A 17,578-nucleotide genomic window follows, 5' to 3' on the forward strand; every position below is an offset into this window, starting at 1 on the left:
ACGACTGGGTCTGATGGCGATAAAAGCCTTCGCCAAGTGCGATTAACACCACCACAGAGATCACGCCCCAAGCAATCGCGATAATGGCTAGCACACTCTTCATGCGGTGCGCCATCAACGTTTGCCAAGTTTGTTGCAACAGGCTGCTCATGAATGAAAAGCCCGAGAGATCAACGCCATGGTATCGTCATCGAGTTTTCCTGCGGTTTGCAGTAAGCCGATTCTCTTACGCCAATAGCTGTACAAGTTGGTTTGCAGACTGTTTTTCGCCTCAAACAAGCTGTTGTGTGCACTGATAACTTCCGACACTTCAAGCAGACCAGCGTCGTAAAGTTTCTCTTTGCTTTGCAACACTCTGGCGCGCGACTCAACCAGCTCGTTCGCTATTAAAACTTGATTCCAATTGATATCGACCTGCGTAAACTGCTGAATAACTCGTTTCTGAATATCAATTTCCACTCTACGCATATCTTGCTTGGCACTTAAAATGTTCAACGATGCTTCGTCCACTTTCGCTCGCACTGCCCCATTGAGGTCAATCGGCAAACTCAAACTAATCCCAGCGTTAAACTCGCCGTTTGAACGATTATCACCATCGCTGTAGCCCACACTGCCTTTGACGGTCGGGTAGTATCCACCTTTAGCTGAATCTTTCGCGAACTCGCTCGCTTTCACCATCTGCGCCGCCACCAACAGCTCTGGACTGCTGTCTTTCGCCAGCTTTAGCCATTGCTCCTGAGAGTCCACCAGCATCGGCGGCTGAATCAAAGAATCCGTTCGAATTTGGTCGACACTCTCCGGCATTTGATTGATTAACGCCGCAAGCTCTGCTTTTTTCACTTCGAGATCGGCTTTTGCATTGAGGATACTTGCTTGCTCAGAGACTTGATTCGCTCGCATCTCTTCAACATCAACCGACTTCACTTTGCCTGCTCGATAGCGTTTCTCGATGATGTTGAGAAGTTCTTTCCCCTCCTCCAGCTTGGACTGCGCCAATTTGAGGTCGCCCTGTGCGCTTGCCACATCTAGGTAAGCGGTGAGCAACTTTTGCGCAAGCTCGTTATGCGCTTGAGATAGCTCTAACTGTGCTTTGAGATAATTGGCATTCGCTTGATCCAGTTCCGACCACAAACTGCTATCCCAAATAGTTTGAGTTAAGGTAGCGCCGTAACTGTTGGAATGGCTTGAGGACTCATTCCAATCCGCTGACGCACTGGCACTTAAGCCCGGCAATAACGCACTGCGGTTACTCTGTACGCCAACCTCGCCAAGCTGGACGCCGATTTTCGCTTTTTCGTAATTAGGATCGTTCTGCTTTGCTTGTTGCCAAGCTTGTTCAATAGAAATTGCGTAGGTCGGCAAACTGAGCGTGGCAGCCAACAATACAAAGGCGATTTTTGATCGTTGCAGCTTAACCATGCGCCGCTCCCATCATGCTGTTGTCGATAACCTCTTCATCAAGCTCCACGCCGTCAAGCACTTCGACATTGATGCCATCTGACAGACCGAGTTTCACAGGTTGTTTATGAAACCCTTGTTCTGAGCTATCGGGGATCAGAACATTCGGTGCGTCACCATCAAATTGCAGAGCGCGCTCCGGTAGAGTGAGCACGTTTTCAGACTTCTTCAGAATGATTTGAGCCGTCGATGAAAAACCAGAACGAAGCAACACATCTTGTGGGATCTTGAGTTCTCCCACTTCAACCTCAAAACCGTTATCAAAACTTTTTGCAGAAGCATTGCCCTCTGGTGAGTTAAGGTTCTCAGATTGAATCGCCACTTTGGTTAGCACACCAGAAATCGCCACATCAGGATAAGGCGCAACCGTCAACATAACGGGCATTCCCGGAGACAACTGCGCAGCATCATGCTCACTGACGCTACCTTTAAAAATCAGACTGTTCATGTCGGCCAATGACATCATTTCAGTCGCGGCTTGGCTTGATTGAGTCGAGATGATCGGCTCTCCGACCTCAACTTTCTGGTTGAGTACCGTGCCATCAATTGGCGCGTAGATCGTCGACGTTAAACGCGCATCACCGATAGACGCTTCACCACTGCGGATGAGTTCGAGATTCTGGCGCTTTTGCAATACATCCGCTTGCGCAGATTTGACTGCCGAGCGCGCACTTACGTATTCGTCGTAGTTACTTGGAATAATGTCCTGCTTGACCAAGCTTTCTAAGTTGGACAGTTTTTGTTTGGCGGATTCCAGATCGGCTTCGCTACGCATGAGTTCTGCCGATGCATCCGTTAATGCTTGGGGAGTTGGGTTTGGTCGTACTTTGATCAGCGGCTGGCCTTGCTTCACCTTTTCACCAACTTTCGCGTAAATTTCACCGACGATACCGTCGATTTGTGACTTTATAGACACGGAGTGTGCAGGGACAATTTTACCAACAGCCACCGCTTGTTTTTCAATCGTGCCTTTTTCCACAATCAATGTTGGCAGCAATTCTGGTTGAGCAGCAGATTGGAGATAGAAATACGTACCACCGCCGAGCAGCGCGATGCTCACAGCGGAGACAAGCCAACGTTTCGTCATTATTTATTCCAACAATTATTGGGTAGTCTAATGACTACTCCTAAAACACAAAGTTGAAGGAATAATATCCTGCTTTAATAGCGGTTTGGTTGTCACAGTTGGTATGGTTTTGTCAGTCGCCTCTGACAATCAAAGACTAAAAAATCTCGACGAATCATTCAGCAAAGACGCTGTCTACAATGGCGACTAACAAGCTCTGTAACCGCTCGTTTCAACCGCCACCCATTTCATTCTGAACAACGTGCAAAATGGCGCAGTTCTGTATCCTTCAATCGCATATCCATACAGTCTTGCGCCTCACGTCCTAAAGCAGGAAAAACCGCATGCGCTTTTAAAATGCCTTGGCTGATAAAGCCACATTTCTCCAACACACGAATACTCGCGTGGTTGCCAATATGCGGGGTAGTGCGAATGCGCGTTATACCCAAGCTTTGCAGGTAAACAACGCCAAGTTTGCAGGCTTGGGTTGCATAGCCTTTTCCCTGATAGCGAGCAGAAATACCAAAATGGATTTCACTGCTGTCTTGCTCAGGTATCAGCACCAGACAGCCTATAGGAGTTTGAGAAGTAAGTTCTTCAATGGTGAAGACTAATAGATTGGGAGACTTTTGATCATATTGAGCACGCCATCTTTCGATAGCTTCAAGGGTTTGATTAACATTTTGGTGGGCTTGGCGATTGAGGAAGCGGCATGCTTGCTCATCGCCTAAATAGTTTTCAAACAGGGGAGCAGCGTCTGTTGTTTTGAGGTGTCTGATTGCCACTTGTTGAGATTCAACTCTCATCATGATTTAGCTCTGATAAACATTCGGTTTCCAGATTTGCATGAAGTTTTCTACTGGAGCAATAGGAGTGAACCCAAACTGTTCGTACAATCCATGAGCATCGCGGGTTGCAAGCATCATACGGCGTAAGCCTTGTAGTTCTGGATGAGCAACAATTTCTGAGATCAACCACTTACTGATGCCTTTACCACGGTGTGCCTCCACAACAAACACATCGGCAAGGTACGCAAACGTGGTGCGATCGGTAATTAACCGAGCAAAAGCGACGAGTTGATTTTCGTCATCCAAAACCGCGAAACAGAACGAATGGCGCAATGACTTCTCAAGGCGTTCTCTTGGAATGCCCTTTCCCCAATAACTGTTTGAAATGAACTCGTAGATAACGCCTAAATCCATGTCATCTAACAATGTAGTAATTCGAAACCCTTGCATTGTATCCCTCAACATTGGTTTATATTTTCTCAGCCACACAGACAAGCGAGTTGGCATTCGCCTCAAATACTTGCGCTGACCAAGATTGGTACTTCTCTATAATTCTGAATCCCGCTTGTTCAAGGAAAACCTCTATGTCTTCCAGCGGGCGATATTTTAAATCAATGCTGGAATGCTCAATCGTTCCACTTTCAAAATGGCGCTCTTTGTTCAAATACATGATGGACGTTTGCAAGTCATACTCGGCCTTCATACCGAAATAATTCACTTCACCATAGGTTGGAGAAACATAGGTTTGCCATAGCGCCATCTCATGATCCAGTTCTAGATTCTCTGGCGTTGGTAAACGCGTATCGAAGACAAATCGCCCACCTTTTTCGAGGTGTCTTGATATTGAGCTCAGTGCACCTGCTAGCATCTCATCACTTAAAAAGGCTTGGAATGCATTCCCTGTCATTATAGCTAGGTCAAACTTCTTACCTAACGAAAACTGGGTTGCGTCGAGATGAAGAAAACGCAAGTTACTCCTGCTTTTGGCTTTGTCCTTTGCGTGTTTGAGCATCCCTCCAGAAATATCAATGCCAATGGCTTCGTTGAGTTGCTCAGAGACTGGAATCGTGACAATGCCGGAACCACAACAGACATCCAACACACTTCGAGCATTGGTTTCTTCGATTAACCTTGTGATGAAAGCAATATCGTGATGGTAATGCTGCTCGTATTGGGCATCGTATTCAATGCCCGATCCGAACTCGGTTAAATCTTGTGTTTTCAAAAACAGTCCTTGTTTGTTACTTATTTCAGCGGTGTGACTTTTTCAGCTCTAGCATCAAGTATCGACACACATAACCAACACCAGATACGTAACCAATCACATTTTCTAAGGAAACCACTTCCAACCCCGCCTGCTGACAGAGTTGTTCAACTTCACTTTCGGTATATGTCGTATGCACGACCGATCCACTATAAGTATTTCGAGGCAAATCTTGTCCATCCGGATCGTGGTATTGAAACATCCATCATTTCCTCCTTGATAACCAGAACGATGCTCGAATGTAACACGCAATACGCACCTAAGCACTTATTAAATGGCTAATTTTTTATGAAACGTAACCGGCTGGTTATTCAGCGCTAACCAGTAGAAATAGATGAAATTTTGAAAAGTATTAGCCCGTAATTCCGATGGGATTTTTAAGTGCATAAAGAGAAAATATGTCCTGATAATCTGTCTTAGATTATTCAGCTAATCTTATTTCCATCATTCTATTCGCTGTATATAAAAACAATATTTAAATTAACATAACAAACCTATCGCTTATTATTTTTCATTTAAATAATGATTCTTATTGTTAATATCACTCTATAATTAAAGTGCTCAAATTCTCATGTTGTATTAACTTGAGGTTTAATTTATGAAACTAACTCCTTATTTAACTGCTGTTGTTTCGGTCAGCTGCGCTTTTGGCGCAATCGCAACCGATGATTCAAAAGCACTTTTAGAAGATGCACTGAGTGCAGCGCCACCGACTATTCGCGATAAAGTAACGGTGATGGACTGGAACAATAACGTTCTTCAAAAAGGTTCTAGCCAATACACTTGCTTCCCAACGCCACCTCAATTGGAAGGCACAGCGCCAATGTGTATGGATGGTCCTTGGATGGAATGGGCAGACGCTTGGATGAACAAAAAACCTTTCCAAGCCAAAGCATTAGGCATTTCTTACATGTTAGCGGGTGATGGCGGTGCCAGTAACACCGACCCATTTGCAGAAGGGATGACGGACGATAATCAATGGATTGTGGAAGGACCACACTTGATGATTATTACCCCAGACCAAGCGTTGCTGGACTCTCTACCAACCGACCCAAGTTATGGTGGCCCATACGTGATGTGGAAAGGCACGCCATACGCACACATTATGATTCCCGTTGGAGCGAGAAAATAAAAAGAAAAAATCCGATATTCAGTATTTTGAATATCGGATTTTTATTTCGTTATCGAGCCAACCAAATTCTCGCCAATATTCCTATCGGCGTTGTGATGCCTGTCGTAATAGAGGTCACTTCACCATTTCTTAAAATATAAATGGTTGGAGTCACGCTAATTTTCCATTCACGCATAATATCGCTTGAAGGATCGTTTATGTTTTCAAAACGATATTCTTTTGCCTGCATAAACTGCGCCACGCGCTCATTCGGTCCCGATGAGCCAGAAACGCCAACTACGGCATAGTCATCACTCAGCCAGCTCACGCTTGGGCTTACAAATTTACAAGCGGGACACCAAGTCGCCCAAAAGTAAACAACGACAGGTTGTTCATGACTTTGCGCGATTGCATCGAAGTATTCACCATCGCTCAATACGGAGCTCAATGGTGGAGCCTCCTGTTTAGGAATATCTTTGGTGCGATACCAATCCATCGCGATAGAAATAGCGGTGACAATGAGCACCATCTGTACGATTTGAATGAGCCAATATCGGAATGTTCTACGCTGCTTTGTCGAACTCATTGAATGGCTCCCCCACTCGCTTGTTTCACCGCGCTTAAAACAACATCATCAGTCAGAATCACAGGTAACGGGATACCTTGTGGCGCCGCCGGGCCATAGACAATGTTAAACGGCACACCGTAACGCCCATGAGCTCGTAAAAAGTCCGTTACCGAGCCGTCCGGATGTGTCCAATCCCCTTTTAACGTCGCCACATTAGGGCTTTGCAGCAATGAGTAGACAGGATCTTGCCAGATCACGCCGATCTTGTTCGCTTTACACGTGACACACCAATCCGCAGTCACATCCACAAACACCACTCGCCCATTATTGACGTGCTGTTCGATCGCCGAGTTAGAAAGCTTCTGCCATGATAAGTCCTCAGGAAGCGGTGTCGCCCATTGATTTGCGGTGACACTGCCAAGTAACAGCCCGCCAGCGATTAAGATAAGCGATGCAGAGCCGGATACCACGAGTGCTTTATCGCCATGAATGCGTTTAACGCGAATCATCAGAACAATAAACGCGACTAAACCGGCGAGAATGACCCAAAACACTGGTAGGTGATTGGCCATCAAAGACAGTAGCCAAACGCTGGTGGCCAACATCATCACACCAAATACGTTTTTGACCACGTTCATCCACTGACCCGGCTTCGGCAATTTAAGCGCAATGCTTGGGAAAATTGCCACCATAATCCAAGGCAACGCCATCCCCAACGCTAAGGCGGTGAAAATTGCAAACAGCGTAACTACATCCGCACCCAAAGCAAACGCCACGGCTGTTCCTAGGAAAGGCGCAGAACACGGCGTAGCAAGCAAGGTTGCAAACATCCCTTGCACATAGTGTCCAGCTAACGAGTTGTCGCCTTTCGACGCGAGCCATGTACTGGTGCCAGACGAAAGACGGATTTGAAACAGTCCTAGCATGTTGGCGCCAAACAAACCTGTCACCAGAACCATCAATCCTAAAAACCAAGGACTTTGGAACTGAACGCCCCAACCAATGGCATTACCTGTTAGCTTGAGCACCAAAATAAAACCAGCGAGAATCCAAAACGACGTTAAGATGCCAAGTGAAGACGCAACAAACTGAGCGCGGATTTGACGACGCTCGATACCTTGAGCGGCAACAATACTACTGAGCTTCATCCCCAAAACCGGAAGAACGCAAGGCATGATGTTGAGAATCAAACCACCGAGCAAAGCGAACAGAAAAATACTCACTACAGACGTGCTCGGCAGTGGCTCTACTATCGCCTCAGCTATTGCTTGAGTGGTTTCTTCTGCCAACAAGTTGGCGTCTTTGATGGTCACAAACAGCGACTGATCACTTAACTCCACATCGCCTAACCAAGTATCCACCAAATAGCTCGCGGTAACGGTATTTCCCTCTTGATGCATACCTTCAAGCTTGAAGCTATAGTCTCGCGTTGCCTCATCGACACCGTCCACCAACACTTGTGGTTGGTTCCAACCTTGGGAGTTCATGAGCTTGATTTGCAACTTCGATTGGTTTGCATCCCAACTTGCTTGAGTGACATCAATAAACGGCGATGGCTGGGGCACATTGCTCACCGCTTGGGCGTAACTGAACATCACCTGCTCGTCGATTTTCAGCTCAGATGGCAGGAAGGTCAGTTGAATTTGATAGTCCGTCAACACACAGATGGTGGTGCAGGAAGAGAGCGTGAGTACTGCATCAATCGTGACGGGTTTCGACATATCGTCGATATGCAGCGTCATTGGGAACAAAGTGTCGCCTTTGTAACCGAGAGTCTCAATGCCCAATAACTCGAACTTTTGCGGATACGGCCATTGCCAATCAACCTTGCTCAGGTTTTGCGAGTTTTGCCAATCTATCGACGGCGCAACACCACCCTCGCCCGGCGATCGCCAATAAGTTTTCCAGTCTCCGGTTAACTTGACATCCAAATAACCAGTGAGCGTTTTTGCTTGCGGATCTTGTTGACCAGTCAAAACAAAACGCGTTTGCACAGGTGGATGCTGTGGGTTGGTCATCCATCCCGTGTCAGTAGTTTGCGCCGAGAGAGTAAGAGAGAACAAACCCAATACCAACGCCATAAAGAATATGGACGCGAGTTGAGTCGCTTTAGTAATGTGATTCATAGTGATTCCTAATTAATAACAAGTGTAGAAAATGGCTGGCGTTTTCGCCCAGAACCACTTGTCATTCTCGGAACACACAAAAGGTAAGATGAATTCGATGCTTGTCGTAGATGGGCTCAGTCCATTGCCTCGCGTTAACAAAGGCACTGCATCGCCAAACTGCGGCTAAAACAATGCCAATGAACAAAACGACAATGAAGGCTTCGAGCTGATGCTGGGTAAACTGAATCAACTTTTCAGACAGTTCACACTTACTCGGCTCTTTGACTTTATCAGCTTTCACAACATGAGCATCATCGCTAGATAAAGCAGAAACCAAGGTTTGGTCATCACTCATCGAGCATGCCGAAACCAAACCAGAATTTTGCATCAGACACACGACGATGACCCAGCCAATCATTGCTAGCAGCCATTTCGCGCGCTTTTGAGGCGTGCCTTGTCGTGAAATCAATAAGCTCATAAAAAGTCAGATAAAGATGGAAACGCAGAAAATAATACGCAAGTTGTCGTAAAGCTCAAGTCGTTCGACCTTGCTTGCCGATATGATTGGTAAATAATTGTGATAACCTTAAACCCATCGCTTTTTGCAACACGCTCATTATGCTCAATAAAGTTAATCTCGCCGACATTCGCTCGTTTGTTTTGATCGCCCAACTTGGCAACTTCACCAAAGCGGCGGAAGCTCTGTCCGTTTCTCGATCTCACGTTTCTCGCCAGATCAGCGGACTTGAAGCGCAAATGGGCGTAACACTACTCAACCGAACCACACGCACGCTGCGTTTGACTCATGCCGGCGAGCGCTTTTATCACGACTGTGAAAAAGCTTTGCGAGACATCGACCAAGCGTTGATTGCCGCCGTCGATGATACTCAAGAGATTCGCGGCGTGATTCGAGTGAACTGTGTGGGTGGCTACATCGGCGAAGACATCATCGCCAAATACGTGTGTGAGTTTATGCAACAGTACCCGAACGTCAGCATTGATTTGGACTTTTCTTCGCCTCGTATTGATTTGATTGAAGATCAGTTTGATGTCGCATTTCGCATGGGGGAATTGGATGATGCAGGGTTTGTAGCGCGCAAGCTGATGACGGTTGACATGGTCACGCTCGCAAGCCCGAGCTATGTGCAGCAATATGGCATGCCAAAACACCCAAAAGAGCTGGCCGAACATCGAACTCTGACTGGTTCGGTTACGCGTTGGAACTATCGTAAAGCAGAGAACCCAAATGACCACGCCGATGTGGTCGTAAAAGGCAACTTGCGCTGTAAAAATGGACGAGCGTTAGTCATGGGCGCGCTGCACGGCAACGGCATTATTCGTGTTCCACTGAGTTACTGTGCAGAAGAAGTGGAGCTAGGCCAACTGATAAAAGTGATGCCAGATTGGGAAATCCCGTCGGTGCCCTTTTCCGCCATATTCCATCGAGATCGCTATCAACCGAAACGACTGCGAACTTTTATCGATTTCATCAAACAGAAGTTTGAAGGCTCCTAATCTTACAGCTCAGCTCTCGCTAGATGGGATTCTCCAACTTGCCATAAATATAGGCCAATTCTGCGACGGTTTTGGCTGAGAACTTTTTCAGTAAGCTGGCTCGATGAACTTCCACCGTTCTCATTGCAATGCACAGCTCATCCGCAATTCGAATATTGCGCTTACCAGCAATGATCAAACGTAAGATATCTTTTTCGCGCGGCGTTAGTGATTCATACGCCGCTCTTGCTGCCACCATATCGAGGCTCGCCGCGGACTGCATCTGACCATGTAATATTGCTTGAGCCAGTTCATCGCCTTTGACTGGTTTTTGGAAAAAGTTGACCGCCCCAGCTTGCAACGCATCGACCGCCATCGGTACATCACCATGACCGGTCAGATAAATCACCGCTAATGGGCTATGCGCCTCATTCAAAAATTGATGAACTTGCTGACCACGAAGGTTAGGCATTCGGCTATCAAGGATCACGCATCCGGCCTGATGAATGTTCACTTCGTCGAGAAAAGATTGACCATCAGCAAAAGTCGTCACGTTAAAATCATGCTCCTCCAGCATAAAAGCCAGCGAATCACGTACCGATTCATCATCGTCAACCACATAAACAGGCAGCTGCTTTTCACTGCTGATCATTAACTGCTCCTAAATACCGATTAGTTTTGATAATGAAACACAAGCTCAACCAAACAGCCGTGCGGCGTGGTCGAAGCAATGAGAAACTCGCCGCCGTGCTTTTCCATTACGTCACGACAAATGGCTAACCCCAGCCCAAGCCCTTCAGCTTTAGAGCTCACAAAAGCTTGGGTCGGATTATCTTGTTGTAACCCAGTGCCGTTATCCAATATGCGAATAGAAAGCTGGTTAGCTTGGTAATCACAATGCAGGGCAATTTTACCTTGGTAGCCCGAAGAGTGGTATTTATCCTGAAACAAAGCACACGCATCAATGGCGTTGTTGATCACATTAACCAAAACCTGCTGAACGCCCACGGAGTCTGCCAATAGAGGACGCATCTCTCCTTCAACGCTGGTCACAATGGCGACGTTCTGCTTTTGCATTCGAAAATGAAGCAGCTCAATGGTGTCTGCAATCAAGGCTTGAATATCGCATGGTGTCTTATCAACACTGCGTCTGCGTATCAACGTTCTTAAACGCTGAATGATGGCATCGGCTCGTTCCACTTGCCCCTGTATTTTCTCTAGCACAGGCACAATATCTTCATGCGGACGCTTCTTCGCAAGACGCAGCAACCCACCTTCACTGTAATTACGAATGGCTGCCAGCGGTTGATTTAATTCATGAGCCAGACTGCTGCCAATTTCCCCGACAATCGCCACTCTTTGCGAATGTTCTAACTGCTCGCTTTTCTCTTTCAACCTTAGCGATGTCAGTTCTAATGCTTGTTTGCTTTTGCTAAAACGATACTCAAGCCAAAAGTGGTACGCGTTCAATACAATCACAAACATGAACAGTGCCCATGCCCATTCTTGATGACTGCGCAACCAGCGCAGCGCCTCACTCCACCAAGGTTGCTGCAATGGATGTAAATCCAACGCCTGATAGAGTTTATCGATGCTCAACAAGCTAACGGGCGATGTCCAGCCTGACGCGCCAGCGGCAATAATGGCGGGGTGCTCTGGCGGCATAGCAAGCAAGACTTGCGCGATTTTTTTCGCCAGAAGAGACGAGCCGCGTTCTGTTTTGGCAAACGACCAGTTTGGATATAACGGCGTAGAAACAGCGCACGAAGAATGTTCATTTGGCTGTTGGTTTAAGACTCGAAAATCACCGTGCTGTAACAGACCTTCATTTTGCATCTGTTCCAGTAGACAAGCAGGCACGACAGCGGCTTCAACATTGCCGTCACGTAGTTGGTAGAGGTTGGCATCAATTGGAAAACCGAGATAGCGAACATCCGCAAAAAAGTCATTCGGATCGAGTCCCATTTCCACGATTTGATAGCGCAGTGTCAGATAACCACCAAACGCTTTTTCGGACACTGCCGCAACAGGGAATCCAGAAACATCTTTTAATGTTTGGTATGGCGAATTTGCCCGAACCACTAGCGCAGAACCAATGCTATAGTTCGAGTTTTGCGGTGCGCGCCCCGTCAATGTTGCCATCCATGACAGCGCATATTGTCTGCCCAAGCGCACAGCCTGACCTGGGTTGGTTAAGATGAAGTCCATGGTCTGAAACTTCACCGCCTCCCCCATTTCGTCCAAATTGAGCGGATGCAGTTCAAAGTGCACGTCCGAGATTTGCTGGTTGAGCCAATCGATGGTCGGTTGCCATCTCTGCTCGGCATAAAGGTGACCACGTATCGCTAACACGCCCACTTCGACTTTCTGCTTGGCTTCTGGCTGCACCGTCTTTTGCTGTTGCATTCCTTGCAGATATTCTTGTTCAGAAACAGCGCCCTGAGCTAAAGATGCAAAGACAGCCAAGCACAGAATCCAAAACTGAAGCAACCGTGGCGTTTTGTTCATGATGAGTCGAATCGTTCCTCCGAAAATAATGAAGCAAGAATAACAGCTACCTTCCGTAAACCACATTTGTTTTAGATCAACTTTGATCTGGGTATGTGGAAATCCACTATATCGACGTCGCAGCGCATTTCTCACAATGGAATCAGTCAGTTCAAATTCAACTAACAGCAGGTGAGTTATGGATTCCACCAAACGTCGCTTTCTTAGCGCCATTACAGCGGGTGCCGCGTTGATCCCCATTGCAGGTATTGGCACCGCAACCGCGGGCAATGTTATTCGCAATAACCAATCCGCCGACCGAAAAGGACAAGTCGGAAAACGTTACGCCATGGTGATCGATTTACGTAAATGCGTCGGCTGCCAAGCGTGCACCGTAGGTTGCAGCATTGAAAACCAAGCGCCAATCGGTCAGTTTCGAACCACAGTGAAACAATACGAAGTCACGCTCGATGACGGTTCCACAACCACACAAGAAGCGAAGGCTTTTATGCTGCCTCGACTTTGTAATCATTGCGATAACCCGCCGTGCGTAGCCGTTTGTCCCGTTCAAGCAACCTTTCAGCGAGAAGATGGCATCGTCATGGTGGATAACCGTCGCTGCGTAGCGTGTGCGTATTGTGTACAAGCCTGCCCTTACGATGCGCGTTTTATCAATGAAGACACGCTCACCGCAGACAAATGCACCTTCTGTGCACACCGCTTAGAACAAGGTTTGTTACCCGCTTGTGTGGAAACCTGCGTGGGCGGCGCTCGCGTGATTGGTGATTTGAATGATCCATCAAGTGAAGTCCGCCGCTTAATTGCGAAGCACCAAGACGACATCAAAGTGCTAAAGCCCAATGAAGAGACCAAGCCGCATGTGTTTTACATCGGCATGGATGAACGCTTCACCAGCCACATCGACGGGCAGCCAGCTATTTACGACCCACAAGGAGAGCGCGCATGAACATCACCGAAGTGTTAGTCCAACCTCAAGCAATGGCTTGGCTCCCGTGGGCGGTGCAGTACTTCTTTTACATCGGTTCTGCTTACGCTGCCGCTATTTTGTTCCTAATCGCACTGTTATTTGAGCAACACACCAGTCATCGGTTACGCGCCGCGCTGGTGCTAACGATGGCCATCGGCGCTATCGTAGGCCCGTTGGCGTTAACTGGCGACCTTCACCAGCCGGGACGAGCTTGGCATTTTTACGCGCACATCACGCCGTGGTCATGGATGTCTCTAGGCTCGCTGTTCCTGCCTGTTTTTTCTGCGCTGGCGGTTGCGACAGCATGGCTGTATCTGCGTCAGGATCTTATCGCACTGCGAAATCAACCGGGAAAAGTACTACCTCTGTTATCTAAGTTGTCGCTTGGTGAATGGGCTATTTCTCGCAAAGTGATGCTCACAATATCTGCAATCACCGTGTTATCAGGCTTAACCATCGCCCTTTATACTGGAGCTGAAATTGCAGTCGTTCAATCGCGCCCTTTATGGCACCAACCCGCGTCACCAATTCTTTGGTTTGTCACTGCATTTATGGGCGCTGTCGGATTTTCTCTGCTGATTTGGTTACTGCTGCCTAGCCAATCGAAAACTCTCACTTCTGGTGATAACAATTTACTCAAAAAATCACTGGTAACGAGCGGCGTTCTGACGCTGATTCTCCTACCTATCTGGGCTTCCAACAACTCTACATTTTCGCTCTATTCTAGCGAACGATGGATGCACAACATTGCCTTGCTCACTTTTGTCGTTTTAGGTTGTGTTTTGCTCGCCTTCATCTTCTTGCACGATACCCCAAAGTCCACATCAGCCAGATTTCGTCACGTCATAGGGCTCGGTTTTGTGTCTGCTGCCGCACTGGCAAGCGCGTGGCTGATTCGCTGGTTCACCATCATGGAAGTGCAAACCATCGCCAAGTTCGATGCAGGGCTGTATCCATACCAACTAACTATGGATGGAAATGGCTGGATAGGCATTATCGGCATGCTCGGATTATGGCTTACACTGGCACTGCTCGGCTCAGAGCTGGTTCAGCCAAAACAAGATATCTTAGCAAACGCATCATCACTCACCTTAACTGAACGCTAATCAAGAGGATTTCATTATGGATAACAAACGCCGTCAGTTTTTGAAATCAGGCCTTGCAGTCGGTGGGCTTGGTGCATTTGCTGCAGGTTACGCCACCACAACCAAGCACATGGTAGAAGGTGCGCTGGAAGGCACTGCTGGGCAAAAGACCCGCGATATTCACCACGGCAATTCCCTCGAACCAGAATACGCCGTTAATGACCAAGGTAATCTGATCCCAAATCCAAACCAGCGTGTTGCACCATCGATGTGTTTTGGTTGCTGGTCACTGTGCGGATTGCGTGTACGCATTGATAACCGCAATGACGAGATCTTGCGTATCAGTGGCAACCCATATCACCCGCTGTCTCATCAGCAACACATTCCTTTCGAAACGCCAGTCAAAGATGCTTATTTGAGTTTGGCAGGAGAAGCGGGCCTTGACGGCCGTTCGACCGCCTGTGCAAGAGGAAACGGGATGCTAGAAATTCGCAACAGCCCGTACCGCATTACTCAGCCGCTGAAACGAGTTGGCAAACGCGGCGAAGGAAAATGGATTCCGATCAGCTACGAGCAATTGATAAAAGAAGTCGTTGAAGGTGGTGATTTATTTGGTGAAGGCCATGTTGATGGCTTACGCGATATTCGCGATTTAACAACGCCCGTTGATCCTGAAAACCCAGAATATGGACCGAAAGCCAACCAATTGTTAATGACCAACGCAGGTAACGAAGGCCGAGACGACATATTCAAACGCTTCGCGTTCAACAGCTATGGTACGCGTAACTTTGGGCATCATGGCTCTTACTGCGGCTATGCATTTCGTGCTGGCAGCGGCGCATTTATGAACGATTTAGATAAGAACGCACACTTAAAGCCAGACTTTGATAATGCGGAATACATCATCTTCATCGGTATGTCGCCAGCTCAAGCGGGTAACCCTTTTAAGCGTCAGGCGCGCCAACTCGCCAATGCGCGAACAGAAGGCAGCTTGGAATACACCATCATCACACCAAGTTTGCCGGCGGGTTCATCGAGCTTGGCGGCAGGTGACAATAACCGCTGGATACCAATCAAACCGGGCACCGACTCTGCCCTCGTGCTTGGCATGATCCAATGGATTATCGAAAACCAACGCTACAACAAAACCTTCTTGGCGCAGCCGGGGGCAAACGCGATGAAACGAGCAGGCACCGCGCACTGGTGTAATGCTACACATCTCGTGATAAGCGATGAGCAGCACCCGAGAAACGGCACGTTTTTACGCGCATCGGATCTGACTCTGCCATTCGAGGGCGAAGCGTTGTCTGATTCCGACCCGTACGTCATCGTGGAAGAGCAAAGTGGCCAATTTGGTGTTCATACCCAAACTGAGGAAGCGACACTGTTTGTCGATAAAACGGTTTCGCTTGCATCAGGCAAAGTGCGCGTAAAATCGTCTCTGCAAAGGCTCAAAGAAGAGGCGTTTAAATACAGCCTTGCGTTCTACAGTCAACAATGTGAGATCCCTGTAGAGCAAATCGCAGAACTAGCGAAACGCTTCACAAGCTATGGCACAAAAGCGGTGGTCGATACCCACGGTGGCAACATGCACACCAATGGGTTCTATAACTCGTTTACCATCATGATGCTCAATGCGTTGATTGGTAACATCAACATGAAAGGCGGCGCGATGGCGAAAGCGGGTGGCTACCCAACTTCCGCTGCGGGTCCTCGTTACGACTTCACCAAATTTGCTGGCAAAGTCGGCCCGAAAGGCGTCTTTTTATCGCGCAGTAAATTCCCATACCACAAAACCAGCGAATACAAACGTCGCGTTGAGGCAGGAAAATCCCCTTACCCAACTCGCGCACCTTGGTATCCGTTTGCAGCGCCACTGCTGACAGAACACCTATCTGCGGCTATTGATGGTTATCCATATCGCGTTAAAGCGTGGATCAACCACATGGCGAACCCGATGTATGGTGTACCCGGTTTGAAAACACTGCTGGAAGACAAGCTTAAAGATCCAAAGCAGCTCGGTTTGATTGTGTCTGTTGATGCATTCATTAACGAAACCACCGCGTTGTCGGATTACATTGTGCCGGACACCGTTACTTACGAAAGCTGGGGCATGGCAACGCCTTGGCACGATGTTCCGGTGAAAACCGTCACCAACCGCCGACGGTCGCTCGATTTGCTTAGAGAACTTTCTGATTGATGTTGCTAAGAAAATGCAGCTGGGCGGTTTTGGTGACAATGCAATTCAAGATGCACAAGGCAACTGGCACGCTCTCCATCGCGCCGAAGATTTCTATTTGCGAGCTGCGGCAAACTTGGCTTATGTGAAAGGCGGCGTGCCTGAAGTTTCGGCAGAAGACATTGCATGGTCAGGCTTAGAGCGTTTAATGCCAGCGATGCAAAGAACGCTAACAGCGGATGAGATGAAACGAGTGGCGTTTATTTTTGCTCGCGGCGGACGCTTTGAAAATGCAACCGAAGCGTATCAAGGTGATCAAATGAAGCACAAATGGACACGACCTGTTGCGATATGGAATGAACGTGTCGGCAGCGCAAGAAACACCATGACGGGAGATTTCTACACGGGTTGCCCAACATGGCATCCACAAAAACTGGCCGACGGCACACCAATGGAAGACCAGTTCCCAAGCTCAGAATGGCCTTTCAGCCTGACTAACTTTAAATCCAACATTCACAGTGCGGTATCCAACCTATCGCCAAGGTTGAACTCGATTAAAGGCGTAAACCCTGTGTACATCCATCCAATCGATGCCGAGCGCTCAGGCATTAAAACGGGTGATGAGTTTGTTATCGAGACTCCATCTGCAAGCACCAAAGCACTTGCGATGATAGTCAGCGGGATTCGCCCTGGCACACTAGGATTTGAGCATGGGTTTGGTCATACCGAGCTAGGACAACGATCGCACTGGATCGGCGATAAACAGCAACCCGTAAAAACTCGCAGCCAAGATGGCGTTAACATTAACGACATCGGATTAATTGACCCAACCCGAGAAGGGAAAGGCGTGTTGTTGGATTGGGTGGTAGGAGCCGCGGCTCGCCAATCATTACCAGCCAAAATCCGCAAAGCTTAGTAGACAACCAAACCTGAAGAGCTGCCATTTAGCGGCTCTTCCCATCCTCTAAATATGTGGAAATCC

At 47.8% G+C, this 17,578-nt stretch carries 14 protein-coding genes and 3 pseudogenes; 5 read left to right on the plus strand and 12 right to left on the minus strand.

Features of this window, described 5'->3' with window-relative positions:
* From OU793_RS09845 to OU793_RS09875, 7 genes and pseudogenes are all read right to left on the minus strand, one after another.
* Positions 1–151, minus strand: a pseudogene (locus tag OU793_RS09845) (ABC transporter permease); the annotation flags it as partial.
* Positions 148–1,419: a TolC family protein gene (locus tag OU793_RS09850; RefSeq protein ID WP_025521065.1), complete on the minus strand. Its 1,272-nt coding sequence runs from the start codon at positions 1,417–1,419 to the stop codon at positions 148–150. The gene OU793_RS09850 and the pseudogene OU793_RS09845, both read right to left, overlap by 4 nt.
* Complete coding sequence (locus OU793_RS09855; RefSeq protein ID WP_005376722.1) at positions 1,412–2,545, minus strand: efflux RND transporter periplasmic adaptor subunit; 1,134 nt, start codon at positions 2,543–2,545, stop codon at positions 1,412–1,414. Before OU793_RS09855 ends, OU793_RS09850 begins: the two co-directional genes overlap by 8 nt.
* Positions 2,546–2,772: 227 nt before the next feature.
* Positions 2,773–3,333: a GNAT family N-acetyltransferase gene (locus OU793_RS09860; protein WP_140103518.1), complete on the minus strand. Its 561-nt coding sequence runs from the start codon at positions 3,331–3,333 to the stop codon at positions 2,773–2,775.
* 3 nt (positions 3,334–3,336) lie between these two features.
* Positions 3,337–3,762 (minus strand): GNAT family N-acetyltransferase, encoded by a 426-nt coding sequence (locus tag OU793_RS09865; protein WP_005481688.1) that lies wholly within the window; start codon positions 3,760–3,762, stop codon positions 3,337–3,339.
* 19 nt (positions 3,763–3,781) lie between these two features.
* Complete coding sequence (locus tag OU793_RS09870; RefSeq protein ID WP_140103517.1) at positions 3,782–4,537, minus strand: class I SAM-dependent methyltransferase; 756 nt, start codon at positions 4,535–4,537, stop codon at positions 3,782–3,784.
* 25 nt (positions 4,538–4,562) lie between these two features.
* Positions 4,563–4,859 (minus strand): annotated as a pseudogene (locus tag OU793_RS09875) (hypothetical protein); the annotation flags it as partial.
* A 315-nt stretch (positions 4,860–5,174) separates the two neighbouring features.
* Here OU793_RS09875 and OU793_RS09880 point away from each other — a divergent pair.
* On the plus strand, positions 5,175–5,708 hold the full coding sequence (locus tag OU793_RS09880) for a hypothetical protein (RefSeq protein WP_140103516.1): 534 nt from the start codon (positions 5,175–5,177) through the stop codon (positions 5,706–5,708).
* Positions 5,709–5,757: 49 nt separating this feature from the next.
* Here OU793_RS09880 and OU793_RS09885 read toward each other — a convergent pair whose 3' ends face one another.
* The 3 genes from OU793_RS09885 to OU793_RS09895 form a co-directional block, all read right to left on the minus strand.
* Positions 5,758–6,273: a protein disulfide oxidoreductase gene (locus OU793_RS09885; RefSeq protein ID WP_005486384.1), complete on the minus strand. Its 516-nt coding sequence runs from the start codon at positions 6,271–6,273 to the stop codon at positions 5,758–5,760.
* Positions 6,270–8,381, minus strand: a complete 2,112-nt coding sequence (locus OU793_RS09890) for a protein-disulfide reductase DsbD (protein WP_025621811.1) — start codon at positions 8,379–8,381, stop codon at positions 6,270–6,272. Before OU793_RS09890 ends, OU793_RS09885 begins: the two co-directional genes overlap by 4 nt.
* Positions 8,382–8,442: 61 nt before the next feature.
* Positions 8,443–8,841, minus strand: coding sequence for a hypothetical protein (locus OU793_RS09895; protein WP_005494637.1), 399 nt, complete (start codon positions 8,839–8,841; stop codon positions 8,443–8,445).
* Positions 8,842–8,981: 140 nt separating this feature from the next.
* Between OU793_RS09895 and OU793_RS09900 the strand changes: the two genes are divergently transcribed.
* On the plus strand, positions 8,982–9,878 hold the full coding sequence (locus tag OU793_RS09900) for a LysR family transcriptional regulator (protein WP_025623342.1): 897 nt from the start codon (positions 8,982–8,984) through the stop codon (positions 9,876–9,878).
* A 19-nt stretch (positions 9,879–9,897) separates the two neighbouring features.
* On the opposite strand, the gene OU793_RS09905 is transcribed toward OU793_RS09900, so the two are convergent.
* Complete coding sequence (locus OU793_RS09905) at positions 9,898–10,509, minus strand: response regulator transcription factor (protein WP_005457930.1); 612 nt, start codon at positions 10,507–10,509, stop codon at positions 9,898–9,900.
* A gap of 20 nt (positions 10,510–10,529) precedes the next feature.
* Positions 10,530–12,365: a PhnD/SsuA/transferrin family substrate-binding protein gene (locus OU793_RS09910; RefSeq protein ID WP_159404054.1), complete on the minus strand. Its 1,836-nt coding sequence runs from the start codon at positions 12,363–12,365 to the stop codon at positions 10,530–10,532.
* A gap of 178 nt (positions 12,366–12,543) precedes the next feature.
* Here OU793_RS09910 and dsrO point away from each other — a divergent pair, with 178 nt between their 5' ends.
* The 3 genes and pseudogenes from dsrO (at position 12,544) to OU793_RS09925 (ending at position 17,512) form a co-directional block, all read left to right on the plus strand.
* Positions 12,544–13,311, plus strand: a complete 768-nt coding sequence (gene dsrO / locus OU793_RS09915; protein WP_140351587.1) for a sulfate reduction electron transfer complex DsrMKJOP subunit DsrO — start codon at positions 12,544–12,546, stop codon at positions 13,309–13,311.
* Positions 13,308–14,438: an NrfD/PsrC family molybdoenzyme membrane anchor subunit gene (gene nrfD, locus OU793_RS09920; RefSeq protein WP_140309756.1), complete on the plus strand. Its 1,131-nt coding sequence runs from the start codon at positions 13,308–13,310 to the stop codon at positions 14,436–14,438. Before dsrO ends, nrfD begins: the two co-directional genes overlap by 4 nt.
* Positions 14,439–14,454: 16 nt before the next feature.
* A pseudogene (locus OU793_RS09925) lies at positions 14,455–17,512 on the plus strand (tetrathionate reductase subunit A).
* The last annotated feature ends 66 nt before the right edge of the window (positions 17,513–17,578 follow it).

This window comes from Vibrio sp. VP6 (assembly GCF_028823755.1).
Taxonomy (GTDB): Bacteria; Pseudomonadota; Gammaproteobacteria; order Enterobacterales; family Vibrionaceae; genus Vibrio; species Vibrio parahaemolyticus.

Excerpts from the sequence above, each read along its gene's own strand:
- OU793_RS09850 (WP_025521065.1), bottom strand. The coding sequence starts at position 1,419 with ATGGTTAAGCTGCAACGATCAAAAATCGCCTTTGTATTGTTGGCTGCC.
- OU793_RS09855 (WP_005376722.1), bottom strand. The coding sequence starts at position 2,545 with ATGACGAAACGTTGGCTTGTCTCCGCTGTGAGCATCGCGCTGCTCGGC.
- OU793_RS09860 (WP_140103518.1), bottom strand. The coding sequence starts at position 3,333 with ATGATGAGAGTTGAATCTCAACAAGTGGCAATCAGACACCTCAAAACA.
- OU793_RS09865 (WP_005481688.1), bottom strand. The coding sequence starts at position 3,762 with ATGCAAGGGTTTCGAATTACTACATTGTTAGATGACATGGATTTAGGC.
- OU793_RS09880 (WP_140103516.1), top strand. The coding sequence starts at position 5,175 with ATGAAACTAACTCCTTATTTAACTGCTGTTGTTTCGGTCAGCTGCGCT.
- OU793_RS09885 (WP_005486384.1), bottom strand. The coding sequence starts at position 6,273 with ATGAGTTCGACAAAGCAGCGTAGAACATTCCGATATTGGCTCATTCAA.
- OU793_RS09890 (WP_025621811.1), bottom strand. The coding sequence starts at position 8,381 with ATGAATCACATTACTAAAGCGACTCAACTCGCGTCCATATTCTTTATG.
- OU793_RS09895 (WP_005494637.1), bottom strand. The coding sequence starts at position 8,841 with ATGAGCTTATTGATTTCACGACAAGGCACGCCTCAAAAGCGCGCGAAA.
- OU793_RS09900 (WP_025623342.1), top strand. The coding sequence starts at position 8,982 with ATGCTCAATAAAGTTAATCTCGCCGACATTCGCTCGTTTGTTTTGATC.
- OU793_RS09905 (WP_005457930.1), bottom strand. The coding sequence starts at position 10,509 with ATGATCAGCAGTGAAAAGCAGCTGCCTGTTTATGTGGTTGACGATGAT.
- OU793_RS09910 (WP_159404054.1), bottom strand. The coding sequence starts at position 12,365 with ATGAACAAAACGCCACGGTTGCTTCAGTTTTGGATTCTGTGCTTGGCT.
- dsrO (WP_140351587.1), top strand. The coding sequence starts at position 12,544 with ATGGATTCCACCAAACGTCGCTTTCTTAGCGCCATTACAGCGGGTGCC.
- nrfD (WP_140309756.1), top strand. The coding sequence starts at position 13,308 with ATGAACATCACCGAAGTGTTAGTCCAACCTCAAGCAATGGCTTGGCTC.